Annotated in this window: 13 protein-coding genes and 2 pseudogenes; 10 read left to right on the forward strand and 5 right to left on the reverse strand. The window is 70.4% G+C overall.

What is annotated here, in order from left to right:
- The first annotated feature begins 42 nt into the window (after positions 1-42).
- Together ACIPEK_RS21985 and ACIPEK_RS21990 are read left to right on the forward strand one after the other, a co-directional pair.
- Positions 43-1,077 carry a FecCD family ABC transporter permease gene (locus ACIPEK_RS21985; protein ID WP_401998656.1) on the forward strand — a complete coding sequence of 345 codons (1,035 nt, stop codon included), beginning with the start codon at positions 43-45 and terminating at the stop codon, positions 1,075-1,077.
- Positions 1,074-1,916 (forward strand): ABC transporter ATP-binding protein, encoded by an 843-nt coding sequence (locus tag ACIPEK_RS21990; RefSeq protein ID WP_401998546.1) that lies wholly within the window; start codon positions 1,074-1,076, stop codon positions 1,914-1,916. The genes ACIPEK_RS21985 and ACIPEK_RS21990 overlap by 4 nt, the downstream gene beginning before the upstream one ends.
- Here ACIPEK_RS21990 and ACIPEK_RS21995 read toward each other — a convergent pair.
- A complete protein-coding gene (locus ACIPEK_RS21995; RefSeq protein WP_401998549.1) occupies positions 1,913-5,719 on the reverse strand; it encodes a carboxypeptidase regulatory-like domain-containing protein in 3,807 nt (1,268 codons plus the stop codon). The two genes, ACIPEK_RS21990 and ACIPEK_RS21995, sit on opposite strands and share 4 nt — an antisense overlap.
- Before the next feature lie 995 nt (positions 5,720-6,714).
- Positions 6,715-7,032 (reverse strand): annotated as a pseudogene (locus ACIPEK_RS22000) (PRC-barrel domain-containing protein); the annotation flags it as partial.
- Positions 7,033-7,485: 453 nt separating this feature from the next.
- Here ACIPEK_RS22000 and ACIPEK_RS22005 point away from each other — a divergent pair.
- Both ACIPEK_RS22005 and ACIPEK_RS22010 read left to right on the forward strand, forming a co-directional pair.
- On the forward strand, positions 7,486-8,070 hold the full coding sequence (locus tag ACIPEK_RS22005; RefSeq protein WP_401998552.1) for an adenosylcobinamide amidohydrolase: 585 nt from the start codon (positions 7,486-7,488) through the stop codon (positions 8,068-8,070).
- Positions 8,071-8,124: 54 nt separating this feature from the next.
- Complete coding sequence (locus ACIPEK_RS22010) at positions 8,125-9,033, forward strand: NAD(P)-dependent oxidoreductase (RefSeq protein WP_401998555.1); 909 nt, start codon at positions 8,125-8,127, stop codon at positions 9,031-9,033.
- Between the two features lie 65 nt (positions 9,034-9,098).
- Here the strand turns inward: ACIPEK_RS22010 and ACIPEK_RS22015 are convergent.
- The 3 genes and pseudogenes from ACIPEK_RS22015 to ACIPEK_RS22025 form a co-directional block, all read right to left on the reverse strand.
- Positions 9,099-9,398: pseudogene (locus tag ACIPEK_RS22015) on the reverse strand (PLP-dependent transferase); the annotation flags it as partial.
- Positions 9,399-9,644: 246 nt separating this feature from the next.
- Complete coding sequence (locus ACIPEK_RS22020; protein ID WP_401998558.1) at positions 9,645-10,553, reverse strand: RNA polymerase sigma factor SigF; 909 nt, start codon at positions 10,551-10,553, stop codon at positions 9,645-9,647.
- A 432-nt stretch (positions 10,554-10,985) separates the two neighbouring features.
- Entirely contained in the window at positions 10,986-11,207 is a 222-nt protein-coding gene (locus tag ACIPEK_RS22025; protein ID WP_401998561.1) for a hypothetical protein, read from the reverse strand.
- Positions 11,208-11,309: 102 nt separating this feature from the next.
- Between ACIPEK_RS22025 and ACIPEK_RS22030 the strand changes: the two genes are divergently transcribed.
- From ACIPEK_RS22030 to ACIPEK_RS22055, 6 genes are all read left to right on the forward strand, one after another.
- Positions 11,310-12,209: a TIGR03619 family F420-dependent LLM class oxidoreductase gene (locus ACIPEK_RS22030; protein ID WP_401998564.1), complete on the forward strand. Its 900-nt coding sequence runs from the start codon at positions 11,310-11,312 to the stop codon at positions 12,207-12,209.
- A 141-nt stretch (positions 12,210-12,350) separates the two neighbouring features.
- On the forward strand, positions 12,351-13,271 hold the full coding sequence (locus ACIPEK_RS22035) for an NADP-dependent oxidoreductase (protein ID WP_401998567.1): 921 nt from the start codon (positions 12,351-12,353) through the stop codon (positions 13,269-13,271).
- Positions 13,268-14,044, forward strand: coding sequence for a GNAT family N-acetyltransferase (locus ACIPEK_RS22040; protein ID WP_401998570.1), 777 nt, complete (start codon positions 13,268-13,270; stop codon positions 14,042-14,044). The genes ACIPEK_RS22035 and ACIPEK_RS22040 overlap by 4 nt, the downstream gene beginning before the upstream one ends.
- A gap of 178 nt (positions 14,045-14,222) precedes the next feature.
- A complete protein-coding gene (locus tag ACIPEK_RS22045; protein WP_401998573.1) occupies positions 14,223-15,437 on the forward strand; it encodes a PP2C family protein-serine/threonine phosphatase in 1,215 nt (404 codons plus the stop codon).
- A gap of 87 nt (positions 15,438-15,524) precedes the next feature.
- Entirely contained in the window at positions 15,525-16,196 is a 672-nt protein-coding gene (locus ACIPEK_RS22050; RefSeq protein WP_401998576.1) for a TetR family transcriptional regulator, read from the forward strand.
- Positions 16,193-16,966, forward strand: a complete 774-nt coding sequence (locus ACIPEK_RS22055) for an SDR family NAD(P)-dependent oxidoreductase (RefSeq protein ID WP_401998578.1) — start codon at positions 16,193-16,195, stop codon at positions 16,964-16,966. Before ACIPEK_RS22050 ends, ACIPEK_RS22055 begins: the two co-directional genes overlap by 4 nt.
- Positions 16,967-17,027: the final 61 nt, after the last annotated feature.

Raw genomic sequence — 17,027 nt, forward strand, 5'->3', positions numbered from 1 at the left:
CGGGCCACGGCGGTGGACGCGCCACGGGCCTTTGACGCAGCCGTGCGCAGTGGCACGGGGATACGGAGGCTGCGCGGCGGAGCCCTATGGGCCTGTGGCATCGCACTGCTCGCGCTGTCCGTCGCGGTCGCCGTCACCATCGGCCCCGCCCGTATCTCCGTCGCCGACGTCTGGTCCACGGTCGCCTCCCACCTCGGCTGGGGCCGGTCACGGCTCAGCCCGATCCGCGACGGCATCATCTGGAACCTGCGCATGCCGCGCACCCTGCTCGCCGCGGTGTGCGGCGCCGGGCTCGCGGTGTGCGGGACCGTCATGCAGTCCCTGCTCCGCAACCCGCTCGCCGACCCGTTCGTCCTCGGCGTCTCCTCCGGTGCGTCGACCGGCGCGGTCGTGGTCGTCGTCCTCGGAGTCGGCGGGGGAGCGGTGTCGATCTCGACCGGCGCGTTCATCGGCGCACTGTGCTCGTTCGCCCTCGTTCTGCTGCTGAGCCACACCCTGGGCGGCACGACCGACCGGGTCGTCCTCTCCGGTGTCGCGGCCATGCAGCTGTTCTCCGCGCTCACCTCCTTCGTCGTGATGACCGCCGCCGACGCCGAGCAGACCCGCGGGGTGCTGTTCTGGCTGCTCGGCTCGCTCAGCGGGGTCGGCTGGAGTGATGTGTGGATCTGCTGCGCCGTTCTCGTCGTGACGCTGCTGATCTGCCTCGGCCAAGCCCGTACGCTCGACGCCTTCGCGTTCGGCCAGGACGCCGCCGCCGCACTCGGCGTCCATGTCGCGCGCACCCGGATCGTGCTGCTCTGCACGACCGCGCTGCTGACCGCCGCACTCGTCAGCTCGGCCGGCGCCATCGGCTTCGTCGGTCTGGTCCTGCCGCACGCCGCCCGTGCGCTCGCCGGCTCCGGGCACCGGCGGCTGCTGCCGGTCACCGCACTGGCGGGGGCGGTATTCCTGGTCTGGGTCGACACCCTCGCCAGGACGGTCCTCGACCCGCAGGAAGTGCCCGTGGGAGTCGTCACCGCCCTCATCGGTGTGCCCGCGTTCGTCCTGGTCCTGTACCGCAGCCGGAGGATCACATGACGGGTGGAGCCACTGAGGGGCTGTGTGCCGAGCGGGTCAGCCGGGAGGCCGGCGGCCGCCTCATCCTCGACGGGGTCCATCTCGCCCCGCCGCCCGGCGCCACCGTCGGGCTGATCGGGCCGAACGGGTCCGGCAAGTCGACCTTGTTGCGGGTGCTGGCAGGGGTCCTCGCCCCGGATGCGGGAGTGATCACCCTCGACGGCCGGCGGCTCGACGAGATCGGTCGCCGAACCGTGGCCCAGCGGGTCGCCGTGGTCGACCAGCATGCCGTCACCCAGGTCGAGTTGAGCGTCCTGGACGTGGTACGCCTCGGGCGTATCCCGCACCGCAGGGCCTGGTCGGCACCCGGCCGGGCGGACGACCACGCGGTGCGCGAAGCCCTGGAGCGGACCGGTCTCGCCGATCGCGGCGACCAGTCCTGGCACACCCTCTCCGGAGGCGAGCGCCAACGTGTCCAGATAGCGCGCGCACTGGCCCAGCAGCCGCGTGAACTGCTGCTCGACGAGCCGACGAACCACCTCGACATCCAGCACCAGTTGGATCTGCTGTCGCTGATCACCTCGCTGCCCCTCACCGGTGTGATCGCTCTGCACGACCTCAATCTGGCCGCGATGTTCTGCGATCGGATCGTCGTCATGAAGGAGGGGCGGGTGGTGGCCGCCGGGACCCCGGCGGAAGTGATCACCGAGGAGCGGATCGCCGACGTCTACCGGGTCAGGGCGCGGGTCACTCCCGACGGCCCGGACGGGCGGCCCTCGGTGCGCTTCCTGCCCCAGCGGCCGGGGCCGCGCTCACCAGTGAGCGCGGCCCCGGGGACACCCGGTGTCCGCCGCGCCTAGGCCTTCTTCAGAGTGAAGTCGGTGGTCACCGTTGCCTTCTTGACGACCTTGACGGTGGTCGCCGTCGGTGCGTAGCCGTCCTTGGCGACGATCACTGTGAGCGGGTTGTTGCGGGCATCCAGCCACAGGGCGTAGTGGCCGTCCTTGTCGGTGATCAGGGTGTACGAGGACGCCCACGAGTCGACCTGGACGGTCGCCCCCTTCAGGGGTGCCGTGCTGCCGTTGGATGCCTTGCCGAGCACCGTCCCGGTGATCTTGCCCCAGGTGTTCGGCGGGGCCACCGTCATGGTGACGGGGACCGATGCCACCGCGTACGGGGTGTTGGTGGAGATGGCGACCTGGGCGGTGAACTCACCCGGCTGGGTGATCTCGTCGACCGAGGCCTTCACCGACACCGCGACCGAGACGGTGGCGCCCGGAGCGAGTTTGAACTCCGAGGAGTCCAGCGACAGCCAGCTGACGTCCGAGCCGCCGGTCTGGTCGTAGCCGGGGAGCAGTTCGACCGTGCTGACCGGGCTTGCGGTGCCGGTCGCGCCGCCGACCTTGTAGAAGCCCGGGGCGCCGCCGCCGCGGAAGGTCGCGACGTCGGCGTTGGGCAGGGACGACCAGGTCCCGGCAGCCGGGTCGTAGGCGTAGCCCACGTTGGTGAGTGCGTTGCCGCTGACGCCGGAGGAGATCGGCAGCAGGCCGTTGGCCGCGGTGGACGCGGAGCCCCACAGGGGCTTCGGCATGTCCGGCAGGGCCGACCAGGAGTCGGCAGCCGGGTCGTAGACGTACCCGGACTTCAGCTCGCCATCGTCGGTGACACCGCCGGAGCAGTACAGCAGTGCGCCGATGGCGCCGCAGGACTCCCAGGCGACGTCCTCGGGGTAGCTTGCCCCGGTGGACCAGGAGTTGTCCGACGCGTCGTAGACCGTCACCGAGTCGGAGCCGCAGGCGGTGGCGGTGCAGCCGCCGACGGAGTACAGCTTGCCGTCCAGGACCGCGGAGCCCGAACCCGCCAGCGGAGTCGGCGAGGGGGCACCGGTCGTCCACGTGTTGGAGGCGGGGTCGTAGATCTCCAGCTTGGCGTCCGGACTCCCGCCGGCGCCCCAGCCACCGACTGCGTACAGCTTGCCGCCGATGAAGCCGTGGGCCGGGGCCTCCCGGGTGTCGGCCGCGTCGGCCAGCTTGGTCCAGCCGTCCTCGGCGTCGTAGGAGTACAGCGACTTGATGTCGGCCGAACCGTCGTAGCCGAACGCCGAGTAGATCTTGCCGTTGTCGGCGGCGACGGCGTTGTCCTCGATGGTGTCGGGCAGGTCGGCCACGGTCTCCCAGGCCTCGCCCCCCTCGGCCGGTGCCGCCGCGGCGGCACCGGCTTTGCCGGCCTGACTCTTCGCCGACAGTGGCGAGTAGTCACCCTTCTTGCTGATCAACGGCGCACCCGAGGTCGCCGGGGTGAAGCCGCCGGTCTTCTCGGCCAGCTTGACGGTGGCGTCGGCACCACCGGTGTTCTTGATCGTGAGGGTCTTGGTCGCCGAACCGCCCCAGGCCACCGAGGAGTCGATCGAGGTGGGCGTGACCTTGAGACGCCCGGCCTTGAGGGAGAAGTTCTTCTCGACGGTGGAGTCGGCGGCGAAGGTCACGGCCTTGGAGGCCGAGGTGTACTTGGACTTGGCGACGGCCAGCGTCTGCTTGCCGACCGGTGCGAAGGCCCAGTAGAAGCCGTCACCGAGGGCCGCGTCGTTCGGGGTGGCGGCCGACGTGGTGTTCACGGCGCCGGTTCCGGTGCCGGTCAGGGTGGCCCCGCTGATGCCGTCGCCGGTGTTGGCGTCGGTGACCTGCCCGATGACCAGACCGCCGGGGACGGGCGACATACTGCGGGCGCCGATGAACACGTCGTCGACCTCCCACCACCAGCCGAACTTGCCGGTGAAGTGGAACCGCACCCTCACATCGGACTCGCCCGCGTAGTCGGTCAGCGGAATCGTGATCTTGGAACCGGTCACGGCGCTGGTGAGCGAGGAGACCGCGGTCCAGGTGGTGCCGCCGTCCGTGCTCACCTCGACCTTGGCGGTCTGGCCGGAGAACGACTTGTAGCTGGTCCGGTAGCTGAGCTCCGGCAGGTCCGTGTCCGAGAAGTCGTAGGACGGGCTGGTCAGCGTGGAGTCCTGGGTCTTGCCGCTGCCCGCCTTGTCGCTGTCCACGATGGCGAAGGCGCCGGTGCCGCCGGTGGTGTTCTTCCGGCTGCCGGGGTCGTCGAACTGCCAGCCACCGGTGGTGCCGTCGGCGTTGGCGACGGTCCAGCCCTCGGGGGCCGAGGTGGTGGAGTCGAAGGGCTCGGTGGCGCCGTCGTCCACCGCTGTGTACCCGGCCGCGGTGCCTGCCCAGGCGTCCACCGGCAGGCTCACGTTGGCGGAGACCGCCGAGTCACCCACGGTGATGATCTTGGTGGCGCTCTGGTAACCCGGGTAGTTGCTGGTGACCTTCAGGGTGTACTTCTTGCCGGCCGGGAGGTTCACCGTGTAGGTGCCGTTGAGCGGGTCGGTCTCGATGGGCGCGCCCGGCACTTCGTCCACGGCGATCTCGGCGTAGAGCGGCCAGCCGTGTCCGGAGCCGTCGGTGATCTTGCCGGAGACGGTCTGGCTCGGGACCGGGGTGAGCGCGAAGCTCTTGGCCACCGAGCCTCCGTCGGTGATCTCGACACCGGAGAAGGTGGCCGTGGTGTAACCGTAGGCGTCGACCGTCAGGTTGTAGGTGCCGGCCGCCAGGGTCAGCGAATAGGTGCCGTCCGCACCGGACTTGGCCTTGGAGTCGCCCGCGGTGATCTCTGCACCGGCGACCGGATCACCGGTGGTGCTGTCGGTGACGGTGCCGCTCAGCACGCCGTGCGGACCGTTCTGGAAGGCCTGGACGCCGTTCGGGGTACCGAGGCCGGTCGGACCGTCCCAGCCCTCACCCGCCGTGCATAGCTTTGCCGGGGTGCAGGAGCCGTTCTCGCCGTCGACGACGTCGTTCAGACCGCTGCCGCCGGCCGCGTAGGGGTAGGCGGCCGGGTAGGTGCCCGCGGTCGGTGTGCCGGCTGCGGCGTAGGCACCGGCGATGATCGGCGAGGAGGCACTGGTGCCGCCGTAGACGGCCCAGCCGTCACCGCCGTACGTCTGGTAGACGGAGACACCGGTCAACGGGTCGGCGACCGCGGAGACATCGGAGACCGCGCGCATGTCGCAGTCGGTGCCGACGCCCTGCTGCCAGACCGGCTTGGCCTCGTAGACCGAGCAGCCCGAGCCCGGACCGCCGTAGCTGTTGTGCCAGACCGACTCCGACCAGCCACGGCTGGTGGAGGAGTCCTGGGCCAGCGCGGTGCCGCCCACGGAGGTCACGTACTGCGAGGCCGCGGGGTAGGCGACACCGTAGGCGTCGTCGCCCGAGGAGGCGACCACGGCGACGCCCGGGTGGTTGTAGTGGGCGTCGAACTCGGTGGTCTCCGACGGGTCCTCACCACTGCCCGGGGTGCTGGTGTAGCCCGTGCCGTACGAGTTGGAGATGAACTTGGCGCCCTGCGCGACCGCTTGGTCGACCGAGGCGCCGATGTCTTCGAAGCTTGCGGAGTCGGCTTCCACCAGGACGATGTCGGCGTACGGGGCGGCCGCCGAGACCATGTCCAGGTCGAGCGAGATCTCACCGGCCCAGCCGCTGTCGGGGGCCGGGTAGTCGGTGCCGCCCCTCTGGTCGACCTTCTTGAAGCAGCCGTTGGCCGTGGTGCAGGCGGGCAGTCCGTCCCGCCCTCCCGGACACCCTTCCGCTAGTTTTCGATCACACACCGTTCGCCGTGATGGACCGAACCGCCCGTGGCCGAACACTCCACAGGGTCTCGCGCGGTGGCGATGACCAGGAATTTTCCGGGCAAATGGTCGGGCAATAACTTTCGGTAGGACATTTGTCTATGAGTGATATACGAGTGAGGCTGCCTTCTGTGTGGAGCGTGTTCCAGGGAATTCTGGATCTTCTCTGGTGGGGTGGCGGAGCGGTCCATCGAACGGGCAATAAACAAATAAATGTAAAGAGTGTTTGAAGAGGTTTATCCGCAGCGATCCGGTGGAAATGCCGACAGAGGCCGGCAGATGAACGCGGCACGGCGCACGAACCGTCCGGACCCGGAGCGCGCGGGGCCGCAGGGTCGGGCACGGTTCGGGCGGCCGACCCTCGATCAGTCCTGCACCCGCCGGTCGTTGCGCAAGTCGACGGCCTGCCTGAGGAACGTCCACGGCCGGGACCTTCGCATCGGCCGTGACCTTCGCATCGGCCGTGAGGCGCTACGCCGCCTGCTCGCCCGCCGCCTGCTCGCCCGCCGTCGCGCCGCCCGCCCCGCCATCCGTCGCGCCGCCATCCGGCGCGGCGGCGCCCCGGCCGGCTGTCGGCCACCTGTCACCGCACCCACGCAGGGCGCGGCTGCCACGGCTGCCAATCGGCCGACGGCCACCCCTGTGGGGTGTCAAACGTCGTAGGAGGGACGCCTCACGAACCCCCTGACCGCGCTGAAGTCGCCCCGTGCCGCCCCACGCCGACGCGCGTGATCCCGGGCAGGTTGCCCGCTCGCAAGGGGTCCGGCATCCGGCACTGGGCCGCGAAGCGGGCGGCGGAACTGTGGACTGCCCCGACCACCGGTGGCTTCTCCGTGCAGATGCGACACGGAGCTCACGTGTGAGCGCTCCGGGCGCCGGCCCCCCCACGCGGTGAAGAACGGACCCCTGCTCCGACCCGGCAGACCCGTGCGGACGCAGCTCTAATCGGCCGCCGGGTCCGACGGCGGCGTTCCCGACAGGCCGTAGTGGCGGTAGAGCTCCTCCTCCTCTGCCACGGACAGATGTGCGTCCGCGTCCACCCGAGGGGCTCCCTTCACGCGCTCCTTCGCATGCGCGACATGCAGATCGGTACCCACGCGACGGGCCCCGGCAAGGGGTACGAAGCTCTCCTTCATGCCGAACAGGCCGGTCTTCACCGTGATCCAGTCCGGACGGCCGGTGTCGTCGTCGAGGTACACCCGTCCCACACCGCCGATCTTCTCGCCCGCGGCGTCGTACACCGTCAGGCCGTCGAGTTCTCCGGAATCCGTGAAACCGTCGGCGGCTCCCATGACCGATTCCTCCTCGCGAGGCGCGTCCTGCGGCCGGCTTCCTCCGGCGAGGCGCGTTCGAGCCCCATCGCGCCTCACTCGCAGGGATGCCGCAACCTCCCCCGTCGATGGAGGCCCCCCGCAACCCGCTCGGCAGGCACCCGCGGCAGAGGTACGCAAACAGTGCCCGGATTAGCCCACTCGGGTGATAGGTGAAGGATGTGTGTCCGGATATTCCGGTACGGGAGTCGCCCGGCGCCGAGCACCAGGACCGAACTCCGATACGTCTCCGCCCCCGCACCGCACCCGGCGCGGGCCGAGGGACCCCGGCGCATATGATCGACGGGCCGACTGCCCGCCGTCGTCCTGCCGCGCCACCGGGGGTGCCCCATCCGTTCCGTACGCATCCGGCTCCCCGAACAGCGCGGTGAACTGCTGACCCGGCACGAGGACGGCCTGGACCTGCACCATCTGGTGTGGCGGCTGGGACCGGGGTGGCGGGTGTGCAGCAGCGCCGTGCTCGGAGGTGGCATCGGCCCGCGCGCCTGGATCCTCAACGCCCAGGTGCCCGGCGGCTATCCGCGCCTGGACCCCGACCGCCACCTCGCCGAGATCGCCGCCGCGGAACACCTCACCGGACCTGGTGCCGGGCTGATGACGGCCGCCGATGTCACCGCGTACACAGCCGCGGCCGACGAGGGTGTGACGGCGACCGCCACCTGCGGACTCGGCGTACGCGGCTGGGCCGCCACCCCGGCCGAGGGCACCGAGCGGCCGCCGCGGCCGGGAACGGTCAATATCGTCGTGACCCTGCCGGTGGCACTCTCCGACGCGGCACTCGTCAACGCGGTCTCCACGGCGACCGAGGCCAAGGTCCAGGCACTCCTGGATGCGGGACTCGACTGTTCCGGCACCCCCACCGACGCCGTCTGCATCGCCGCCCCCTCCCCGGGACCCACCCCTGGTGAACCCTTCGCCGGACCCCGCTCCCGCTGGGGTGCACGACTCGCCAGGGCCGTGCACGCTGCCGTTCTCGAAGGTGCGCTGCGGCAATCCTGAGAACCCACCGCGCCGCGAGCCGACCGCGACGCGGCCGATGAAGGGAGTCCCCTCATGACCCCAAGCGCTGCCGACGCCGCCCCGCAGCGGCCGACCGTCGCCGTCCTCGGCACCGGAATCATGGGATCCGGCATGGCCCGGAGTCTGCTCCGGGCCGGCCTCGACGTCCGCGCATGGAACCGCACGCAGGCCAAGACGGCCCCGCTCGCCGCCGACGGCGCCACGGTCACGGATACGGAGGAGGAAGCCGTACGCGGCGCCGATGTCATCCTCACCATGCTCAACGACGGCCCCGCCGTTGCCGCCGCACTGACCGCCGCGTCGCCCGGCCTGCGTGCCGGCCAGGTGCTCCTCCAGAGCTCGACCGTCGGACTCGACGCCACCACCGATCTCGCCCGGCAGGCGATGGACGCGGGTGTGGTCTACCTCGACGCACCGGTCTCCGGTACCAAACAACCCGCGGAACAGGGCACGTTGACGGTCTTCGTGTCCGGTCCCTCCGCCGCCCGGGCGTCGGTGAACCCGGTGCTGGACGCGATCGGGCAGCGAACGGTATGGGTCGCGGAGACCCCCGGGGCGGCCTCGCGGCTGAAGCTCGTGGTCAACACCTGGGTGATCACCATGGTCAACAACATCGCGGAATGCCTCAACCTCGCCGAAGGACTGAGGATCGACCCGCAGATGTTCCTCGACGTCATGAAGGGCGGCCCGCTGGACTCCGCCTACCTCCAGGGCAAGTCCGCCGCCGTCCTCTCCGGCGACCTCACCCCGAGCTTCGCCCTGTCCACCGCGCTGAAGGACACCCGCCTCATCCTGGACGCGGCGGAGAAGTCGGGGGTGCGCCTGGACCTGGTCGCCGCTTCGGCCGACCGTTTCGCGCGCGCCGAGGCGGCAGGGCACGGCGGCGAGGACATGATCGCCACCTACTACGCGGGCCGCGCCCCGGAGAAGGACGGCGACTGAGCGCCGCCGGCCGGCCGGCCCAGGGTGCCGGAGCGACCCGCTCCGGCACCGCCGAGCCCCGTGGACGTGTTGTCGACGACCAGCGGCAGTCCGGCCGCGTGCGCGGCATCGGCGACCGCCCGGATGTCGAGGGCGTTGCCCCGCGGATTGCCCAGCGTCTGTGCGAACGGCGCCTTGGTGTTCGGACGGATCGCCGCCACCCACGCGTCGATGTCGTCCGGGTCGTCGACGAACGACACCTCGATGCCGAACCGGGGGAGCGTATGGCGCAGCAGGTTGTACGTGGCGCCGTACGGCGAGGTGGCGGAGACGATGTGGTCCCCCGCGCCGGCCGGCGTCAGGATGGCGAGGGTCTCCGCGGCCTGCCGGAGGCGAGCGCTCGCATGCGGTTCAGCCACTGGTCACGGCACCGCCCGCCATGTCTCCGTATCGGCTCCGACCCGTGTGGACGAACCTGTTGCGCAGCCGTGAGGGACCGCTGTGGGCGGCTCGCCGAGTGGCCCGATGCTGCGCCCGATTTCATGCGGCAGCTATGCATGAGCGCGATCGCGGGGCAGACGGGCGATGGAGACTCCGGCTGATGCGTCAGCCGGAGACCGCGTCCACTCGGATCACTCCTCGACGAGCATTCCGCTGCGGAGCTTCCGCAGAATCCTGCTTATCAGCCGTGACACATGCATCTGCGAGATGCCGAGCTCCGTGCCGATCTGGGACTGGGTCATCTCCTGGCCGAAGCGCATGCCGATGATGCGACGTTCACGATCGTCGAGATCGCCGAGCAGCGGCGCGAGCGTATGCAGATTCTCGACCGTCTCCATGGCGGGATCGGGTCCGCCCAGAACATCGGCGAAGGTGCGCCCCGGTGCGTTTCGCCGGCCCGCGTCCGCCGGAGCGGCCGGCATGTCCAGCGAACCTGCCGTGTACCCGTTGGCCGCCACGATGCCCTCGGTCACCTCGCCCTCGCTGAGCCCCAGCTGTTCGGCCAGCTCCGGAACGGTGGGGTCGCGGTCGAGCTGCGTGGCCATGGACTCCTTGGTCCTGGCGATGTCGACCCGCAACTCCTGCAGTCGGCGCGGGACATGCACCGCCCAGCTGGTGTCACGGAAGAACCGTTTTATCTCGCCGGTGATGTAAGGAACCGCGAAGGAGGTGAACTCGACCTCGCGGGAGAGATCGAACCGGTCGATGGCCTTGATCAGTCCGATGGTGCCTACCTGGACGATGTCCTCCATGTCGCCGCCGCCCCGGTTCCGGAACCGTCCTGCGGCGAACCGGACGAGGGAGAGGTTCATCTCGATGAGGGTGCTGCGCGCGTACTGATGGGAGGGGGTTCCCTCCTCCAGGACCTGGAGCCGGTCGAAGAACAGCCTGGACAGTTCACGTGCATCCGGCGGGGCGATCTTCCTCGCGTCCTCGATCCACGGCAGGTCGCCGATGTCCCAGGCAGCCTCCCCCGTCGGCGTCGACCGTGCACTCTCCGCTCGCTCCGCACCGGCGGTCCGCGCAGTGTGCGCCGTCATCTCGTCACACTCCCCTGGTCGTAGGTGAGGTGTATGCGTCTGCCCCCGGAGGGGGCTCCCATGCGGAAAAGTGGAAGTCGATCAGGTCACACGGGATCAATGGCCGGGAATCGTCGTGATCCCTCGTCACCTCTGTGCAGGCGGGGCGCAATATCTGTGCAGGCGAGGCGCACCGGACACCAGAACCGCCCCACCGGTACGGGGGAGCCCGGTGGGGCGGTCGCCTCAGGTTGCCACAGCCGACGGCCCATCGGGGCCGACCGGCGCATATCCAGCGGTAGTTGAGTCGAAATCGACGGTGCGCCGACTGCGGACCGATGCCCGGACTGTTCAGTCGCGCGGGTAGCCCACGATGGTGTGCGTGACGGCGGGGGAATCCTCGGTGGTGTAGTAGTGGCTGCTGAGCCACGAGAACCGGGCCGTGTCCTGCCATCAGGACCTCCCACGGTCGGAGAATGCCTCGAACAGCCGGTCGCCGAGGAGGTTGAGTGCCACGGCCGAGGCGATGTGTGCCGCCGGGCGCCCCGGGTGCCGGCGGAACGGACGCTGCGCTCCAGGGGGAACGGGATGTACGACTGGGCCCGCCAGTACCTCCAGGGCATCGAAGCCGCCCGCCACCGCTGCGTCTTCGCCGACCGATTGCTCCGGTGCCATCGAAACGACTTGGTGCGAAGGGGGAGTTGGCGGCTCTCCCCGCCTTCCTCGCGTCGACGTCCGCGCACGTCCGGTTGTTAGGCTCCGGTCGTGAAATTCGGCGTGAACATACTCAATTTCGGTGCCGGTACCACCCCGGCAAGCCTCCTCCAACAGGCTGTGGATGCACGTAAGTTGGGGTATTCCTTCGCGATGATCTCCGATCACATCGCGGTCACCCCCGACGTGCACGAGACGTATCCCGCCCCGTTCTACGACCAGTTCGTACTCGCCGCGCACATCGCCGGGCGGGTACCAGGTCTGGCGCTCGGTACGACCGTCACCGTGATTCCGTACCGGCACCCTCTCCAGACGGCCCGGCTCGCAGCCAATATCGACAACCTGAACGCCGACGGGTTCATCCTCGGCGCGGGGATCGGCTGGTCCAGGGCCGAGTACGAGGCGCTGGGCGTGCCCTTCGCCGAGCGGGGACGGATCACCGACGAATACCTGGCCGCCATCCGCGCTGCATGGACCGAGGACCCCGCGACGTTCCGGGGCGAGCACGTCTCGTACCAAGGGGTCCGGACCGCGCCCGCGCCCGCATCCGCCCCCTGCCTGCCCGTCTGGGTCGGTGGCAACTCGGCCGCTGCCCAGCGCCGCGCCGCCCGGCTCGGTGAGGGCTGGCATCCGTACCGGCTGCCTCTCGATGCGATCCGGGCCGGGCTGCCGGTGATCACCGAGGAGGCCGAACGGGTCCGGCGCCCCGCACCCACGCTCGTGCCGCGATTGCAGATCCGCGTCACCGACGCACTCCTTCGCGGTGAACGCCCCGCCGGACACGGCACGATCGACCGGATCCGGGCCGATCTGGCAGAACTCGGCGAGCTGGGCGCCACCCACGTGCTGCTCGACGTCAACCCGGACACACCCGATGAACGCGGCACCGCGGGCGACGACCGGAGGCTTCTCGAACTCCTCGTGAACAAGGTCGTGGACCCGGTCACGGGCGGCGTCCGCTGAATCATTGCGGCCCGATGAACATTCCACCGGCCCGGGAATACGTGCACGGAAAAGGACCTTCCTGCTGCTGTAGCGACCAGTGAGCGGCCCGGCCGTCGGTGCCGTGAACCGTCGCTGCCATGACCAGGAGAGAGGGAGCTCATGCCCAAGGCGTACGTGTTCACCCGCAACGGCGGACCGGAGGTGGAGGCTTTCGTCGAGCAGGACGTGCCGGTGCCGGGCCCCGGCGAGCTGCTCGTCGCCGTCCGGGCGGCCGGGGTCAACCCGGTCGACTGGAAGCTGCGTACGGGGTACACCAGGCCCGGCAGTGAGCCGCAGCCGTTTCCCACCGTCTTCGGCAGCGAGGCCGCCGGAGTCGTCGAGGGCGTGGGCCCGGATGTCGAAGGGTTCGCGGTCGGGGACGAGGTCTTCGGCAATCCGGTGACCGGCGGGTACGCCGAGTACACGCTGCTGCCCGTCGCCGTGACCGCGCACAAGCCGGCCGAGCTGTCGTTCACCGACGCGGCCGTGCTGCCGGTCGCGGTGGCCACCGCGTACGACGGCGTCCGTCAGCTCGGACTCGCCCCTGGTTCGACCCTGCTGATCACCGGGGCCGGCGGTGGTGTCGGAACGGCCGCGGTACAGCTCGCCCGCCACGCCGGTGTCCATGTCATCGGTACCGCGAGCGCGGCCAAGAAGGACTTCATCGAGTCGCTCGGCGCGGTGCACGTCGAATCCGGCGCCGGTCTCGCGGACCGGGTCCGGGCAGTGGCACCCGACGGCATCGACGCGGTCTTCGACCTGGTCGGCGGCGACACCCTGAGGGCCGTGGCCCCGCTGCTCACGGACCCGGCCACGTTGATCAGCGCCGGGGGCAAGCCACTGGCGGTGGAACTCGGCGGGGCGGCCGTCGCACGGGCCCGCACCGCGGCGGTCCTCGACGAGGTGGCGAACCTCGTCGTCACCGGAGCCCTGCGGACGCATGTGACCAGGACCTTCCCGCTCGCCGAGGCGGGAGAGGCGCTGCGCGCCGTGGAGAGCGGACATGCGCGCGGGAAGATCGTGATCGAGGCGATCGCGTGAGCGCGCCGCATGTCGCTGGGGGTGACGCGCACCCGCTGGACAACCCGGTCCGCGCCGCACTGACCGGCCCGCACGCCCACTTCGCCGAGGTGCGTGGCCGCATCCTGCGCTACCCGGCGGACGTGGCCCCCTGGGTCGCGACCCCGGACGCGCCGCAGGCCGAGGACTGGGCCGACGCGGCAGCGCTCGCCGGCCCCGGTGGCGCCGTCACCATCACCGCCTTCCGCGAACCGCCGCCGGACGACTGGGAGATCACCTTTCACGCCGAGGGCGTCCAGCTCGTCGACGCCGGGGTCGCGGCGGCCCCGTTTCCGCAGGCCGTACGGCTCGGACCCGCCGATGTGCCCGAGATGCTCGACCTGGTCGCCCGCACCCGCCCGGGACCGTTCCTGCCCCGTACGGTCGAGCTCGGCACCTACCTCGGCGTCCGCCGCGAAGGAGCGCTCGTAGCGATGGCGGGCGAACGCCTCCACCCACCCGGCTGGAGCGAGATCAGCGGCGTCTGCACGGACGAGTCCGTGCGCGGGCAGGGGCTCGGCAGCGCGCTCGTCCTTGCCGTCGCCCACGAGATCAGGCAGCGCGGCGAAACACCGTTCCTGCATGCCTCCGCCTCCAACACCAATGCAGTCCGGCTCTACGAATCACTGGGATTCGTGCTCCGCCGCCGGACGTCCTTCCTCTCGGCGCTCGTACCGGAACACCCGCCGACGCGCCTGCCGGGAACCGGTGGCGTGCGCCGCGACGGCGAAGCCCGTGCCGCAGCCGTGCGCTGAACCACGGCGCAGTGACCTTCGGCCCGGAACTTCCGGGCCGAAGGTCACTGCCATTTCCGGTTCCGGGACCTTCGGCACGCCCCGAGGGGCCGTAAGCCTCGTGTGCTGCCCTCTGTGAACCGGATGGACTGGGAGTGAACGTCGGCGCGGGGCCGGCAGATCCCGGGAGGAATGGGCCGTGACGATCGGTCTCCAGTACCGAGCGGCGACGCATGGAGCGACGCTCCCTGGTACGGATGCGGGGGAGGCAGCCGTTTTCGCGCCCCGGATCGGGAACGGGGCACTGTTCGGCGGGCTGGCACTGCTGACCGCCCTGGTCGGCATCCTCGACGTCTGGACCGGCGACGAGCTGCGTCTTCTACCGCTCCTTGTGGTCGTGCCCGCACTCGTCTCGGTCTTCGGAACGATCCGGCAGACCGTCGGCGTGGCCACCTCGATCACGACCGTCGTCGTCTGCTCCCGGCTGGTGAACGGGGGAACGTTCTGGGACATCACCAGCAGCGTCGCCTTCACCGTGCTGGCCTGCTTCCTGGGTGTCGGCTCCTGCGCGCTGCGGCTGCGTCATGCCGCCGAGATAGCCAGACTGCGCTCCGCCGCCGTTGCGCTCCAGCGGCAGATTCTGCGCCCGCTGCCCATCCTGACCGAGCAGATCTTTGCCCACGGCATCTATACGCCGATCGAGGAGGACCGCCTGGTCGGCGGTGACATCTACGAGGTCGTGCAGTCGCCCTACGGAACCCGGGTGATCATCGGGGATGTCCAGGGCAAGGGGCTCGCTGCGATCGGGGCAGGCTTCGCCGTCCTCGGAGCGTTCCGGGAAGCGGCCATTCGCGAGCCCACCCTGACGGGAGTGGTCGATGCGCTGGAGGACGCGGTTGCCCGGCACAACGCGTTCTCCGCCCAGACCGGAGAGATCGAACGCTTCGTCACCGCCCTGGTGCTCGACTTCGACGGGGAGCACCGGGTACAGGCCGTCAACTGTGGCCATCTGCCGCCCCGGCTGTTGCACAACGGCGTGGCCTGCGCGGTTCCGCTGCGGCTCACATCCGTCCCCCTGGGCATGGCGGAGCTCAGTCTGGAGGCACGGGTCGCGGAATGGCTGGACTTCCCACCCGACGCGACGCTCCTGGCCTTCACCGACGGGGTCACCGAGGCCCGCGACGCATCGGGCGCCTTCTATCCGCTGGACGCCCGGCTGGGCCACTGGGCGGGCCACGGGCCGCGCGAGGTGCTGGACGCGCTCCACGCCGACCTGGAGTCCTTCTCCGGAGGTGTGCGACGCGACGACATCGCCGCCCTCGCCCTGCGCCGGGCACCGGCAGGCAGCCGCCACCGGCCCGTGGCGACGGGTCACGGTGCTCGCCGGGCCGCTGAGACCTTCAGCGGCCGGTAGAGCGGCCGGCAGGGCAGCCGAACACTGATCCAATGTCCCGGCGAGACTTCTGTCGCGTCGGGACATTTTTAGGTGTACGGTGCACTCATGAATCCGGAACGGAAGACCCCGGAGCGACGGAGCCGCAAGGCCCGCAGGACCCGGGACTCACTGGCGCAGGCCGCGTTCGAGCTCGTACTCGACCGGGGCCTGAAGAATGTGACGGTCGAGGAGATCGCGGAACGCGCGGACGTCGACCGGCGGACCTTCAGCCGGTACTTCACCAGCAAGGAAGCCGCAGTCCTGGACTCGCTCCAGGGTGACGGCGACCGGATCAACGACGCCCTGCGCGTACGCCCCGCCGAAGAGCCCCCGCTCACCGCCTACCGCCGCGCCGTCCTCGACTGGCTCGACGACCACGACGCACAGGCGTGGCACCGCCGCGACCGGATTTTCGACCTGCTGGTCCTCGCCGAGCAGGAGCCGACCCTCTACGCCGCGTTCCACCACATCCGGGTGGACGCCCAGGCGGACTCGGTCGCCATCATCGCGCAACGGCTCGGAGTCGATCCGCAGCTGGACATCCGCCCCGCCGTCACGGTCGCAGCGGGGGCCGGGGCGCTCCTCGCGGCCCAAGCCGCCTGGGTGCGCGGCGGACACGCGGACAACCTGCCCCGACTGGTCGGGCAGGCCTTCGACGCCCTCTCCGGAGAACTGCTCACGCAGCTTCCGGCTGGGCCGGCGCCGCACAGCACCACGGAAGGAAACGCAACCTCATGAGCACCCCCCTCACCCCCGCCGACCAGGAGTTCGCGGGCAGGACCGCCCTCATAACCGGCGGTGCCTCCGGCATCGGACTGGCCCTGGCCCACCGGCTGGCCGCAGGTGGCGCGTCCGTCGCCGTCGCCGACTACGACGAGGCCAACGCCCGAAAGGCGGTCGCCGAACTGGAGAACGCCGGCGCCAAGGCCGCCGCGGTCGCCATGGACGTGACCGACCCGGCGTCCGTGGAAGCGGGCGTGCGATTCGCCGTCGACACGTTCGGCGCCCTGCATCTCGCCGTCAACAACGCGGGCATCGGCGGTCCCAGCAACCCCACCGGTGAGTACGCGATCGAGGACTGGAACCGGGTCGTCGCCACCAACCTCAGCGGCGTCTTCTACTCGATGCGCTACGAGCTTCCCGCAATCGTCGCGGCGGGCGGCGGCGCCGTCGTCAACATGTCGTCGATCCTCGGCACCAACGGCTTCGCCGGATCACCCGCCTACGTGGCCGCCAAGCACGGTGTCGTCGGCCTCACCAAGACGGCCGCCCTCGAATACGCGGCACAGAACGTCCGGGTCAACGCCGTCGGCCCCGGCTTCATCGACACGCCGCTGCTGCGCAACACGGACGGCCCGGCCCGCGACCACCTCATCTCGCTGCACCCGGCCGGACGCCTCGGCAAGGCGGAGGAAGTCGCCGAACTCACCGCCTTCCTGCTCTCCGACCGTGCTTCCTTCATCCACGGCAGCTACCACCTGGTGGACGGCGGCTATTCCGCCTTTTGACCGGCGGACGGGGGAACGGGGGGGCAAGGGTCAGAACACAAAGAAAGCAGTGAGGAGAACC

It is taken from the genome of Streptomyces sp. NPDC088246 (assembly GCF_044741025.1).
Classification (GTDB): Bacteria; Actinomycetota; Actinomycetes; order Streptomycetales; family Streptomycetaceae; genus Streptomyces.

Bases quoted from the DNA above. Each gene is read 5' to 3' on its own strand.
- ACIPEK_RS22025 (WP_401998561.1), bottom strand. From the start codon at position 11,207: ATGGCACCGGAGCAATCGGTCGGCGAAGACGCAGCGGTGGCGGGCGGC.
- ACIPEK_RS22055 (WP_401998578.1), top strand. From the start codon at position 16,193: ATGAGCACCCCCCTCACCCCCGCCGACCAGGAGTTCGCGGGCAGGACC.
- ACIPEK_RS22035 (WP_401998567.1), top strand. From the start codon at position 12,351: ATGCCCAAGGCGTACGTGTTCACCCGCAACGGCGGACCGGAGGTGGAG.
- ACIPEK_RS22010 (WP_401998555.1), top strand. From the start codon at position 8,125: ATGACCCCAAGCGCTGCCGACGCCGCCCCGCAGCGGCCGACCGTCGCC.
- ACIPEK_RS22050 (WP_401998576.1), top strand. From the start codon at position 15,525: ATGAATCCGGAACGGAAGACCCCGGAGCGACGGAGCCGCAAGGCCCGC.
- ACIPEK_RS22020 (WP_401998558.1), bottom strand. From the start codon at position 10,553: ATGACGGCGCACACTGCGCGGACCGCCGGTGCGGAGCGAGCGGAGAGT.
- ACIPEK_RS21990 (WP_401998546.1), top strand. From the start codon at position 1,074: ATGACGGGTGGAGCCACTGAGGGGCTGTGTGCCGAGCGGGTCAGCCGG.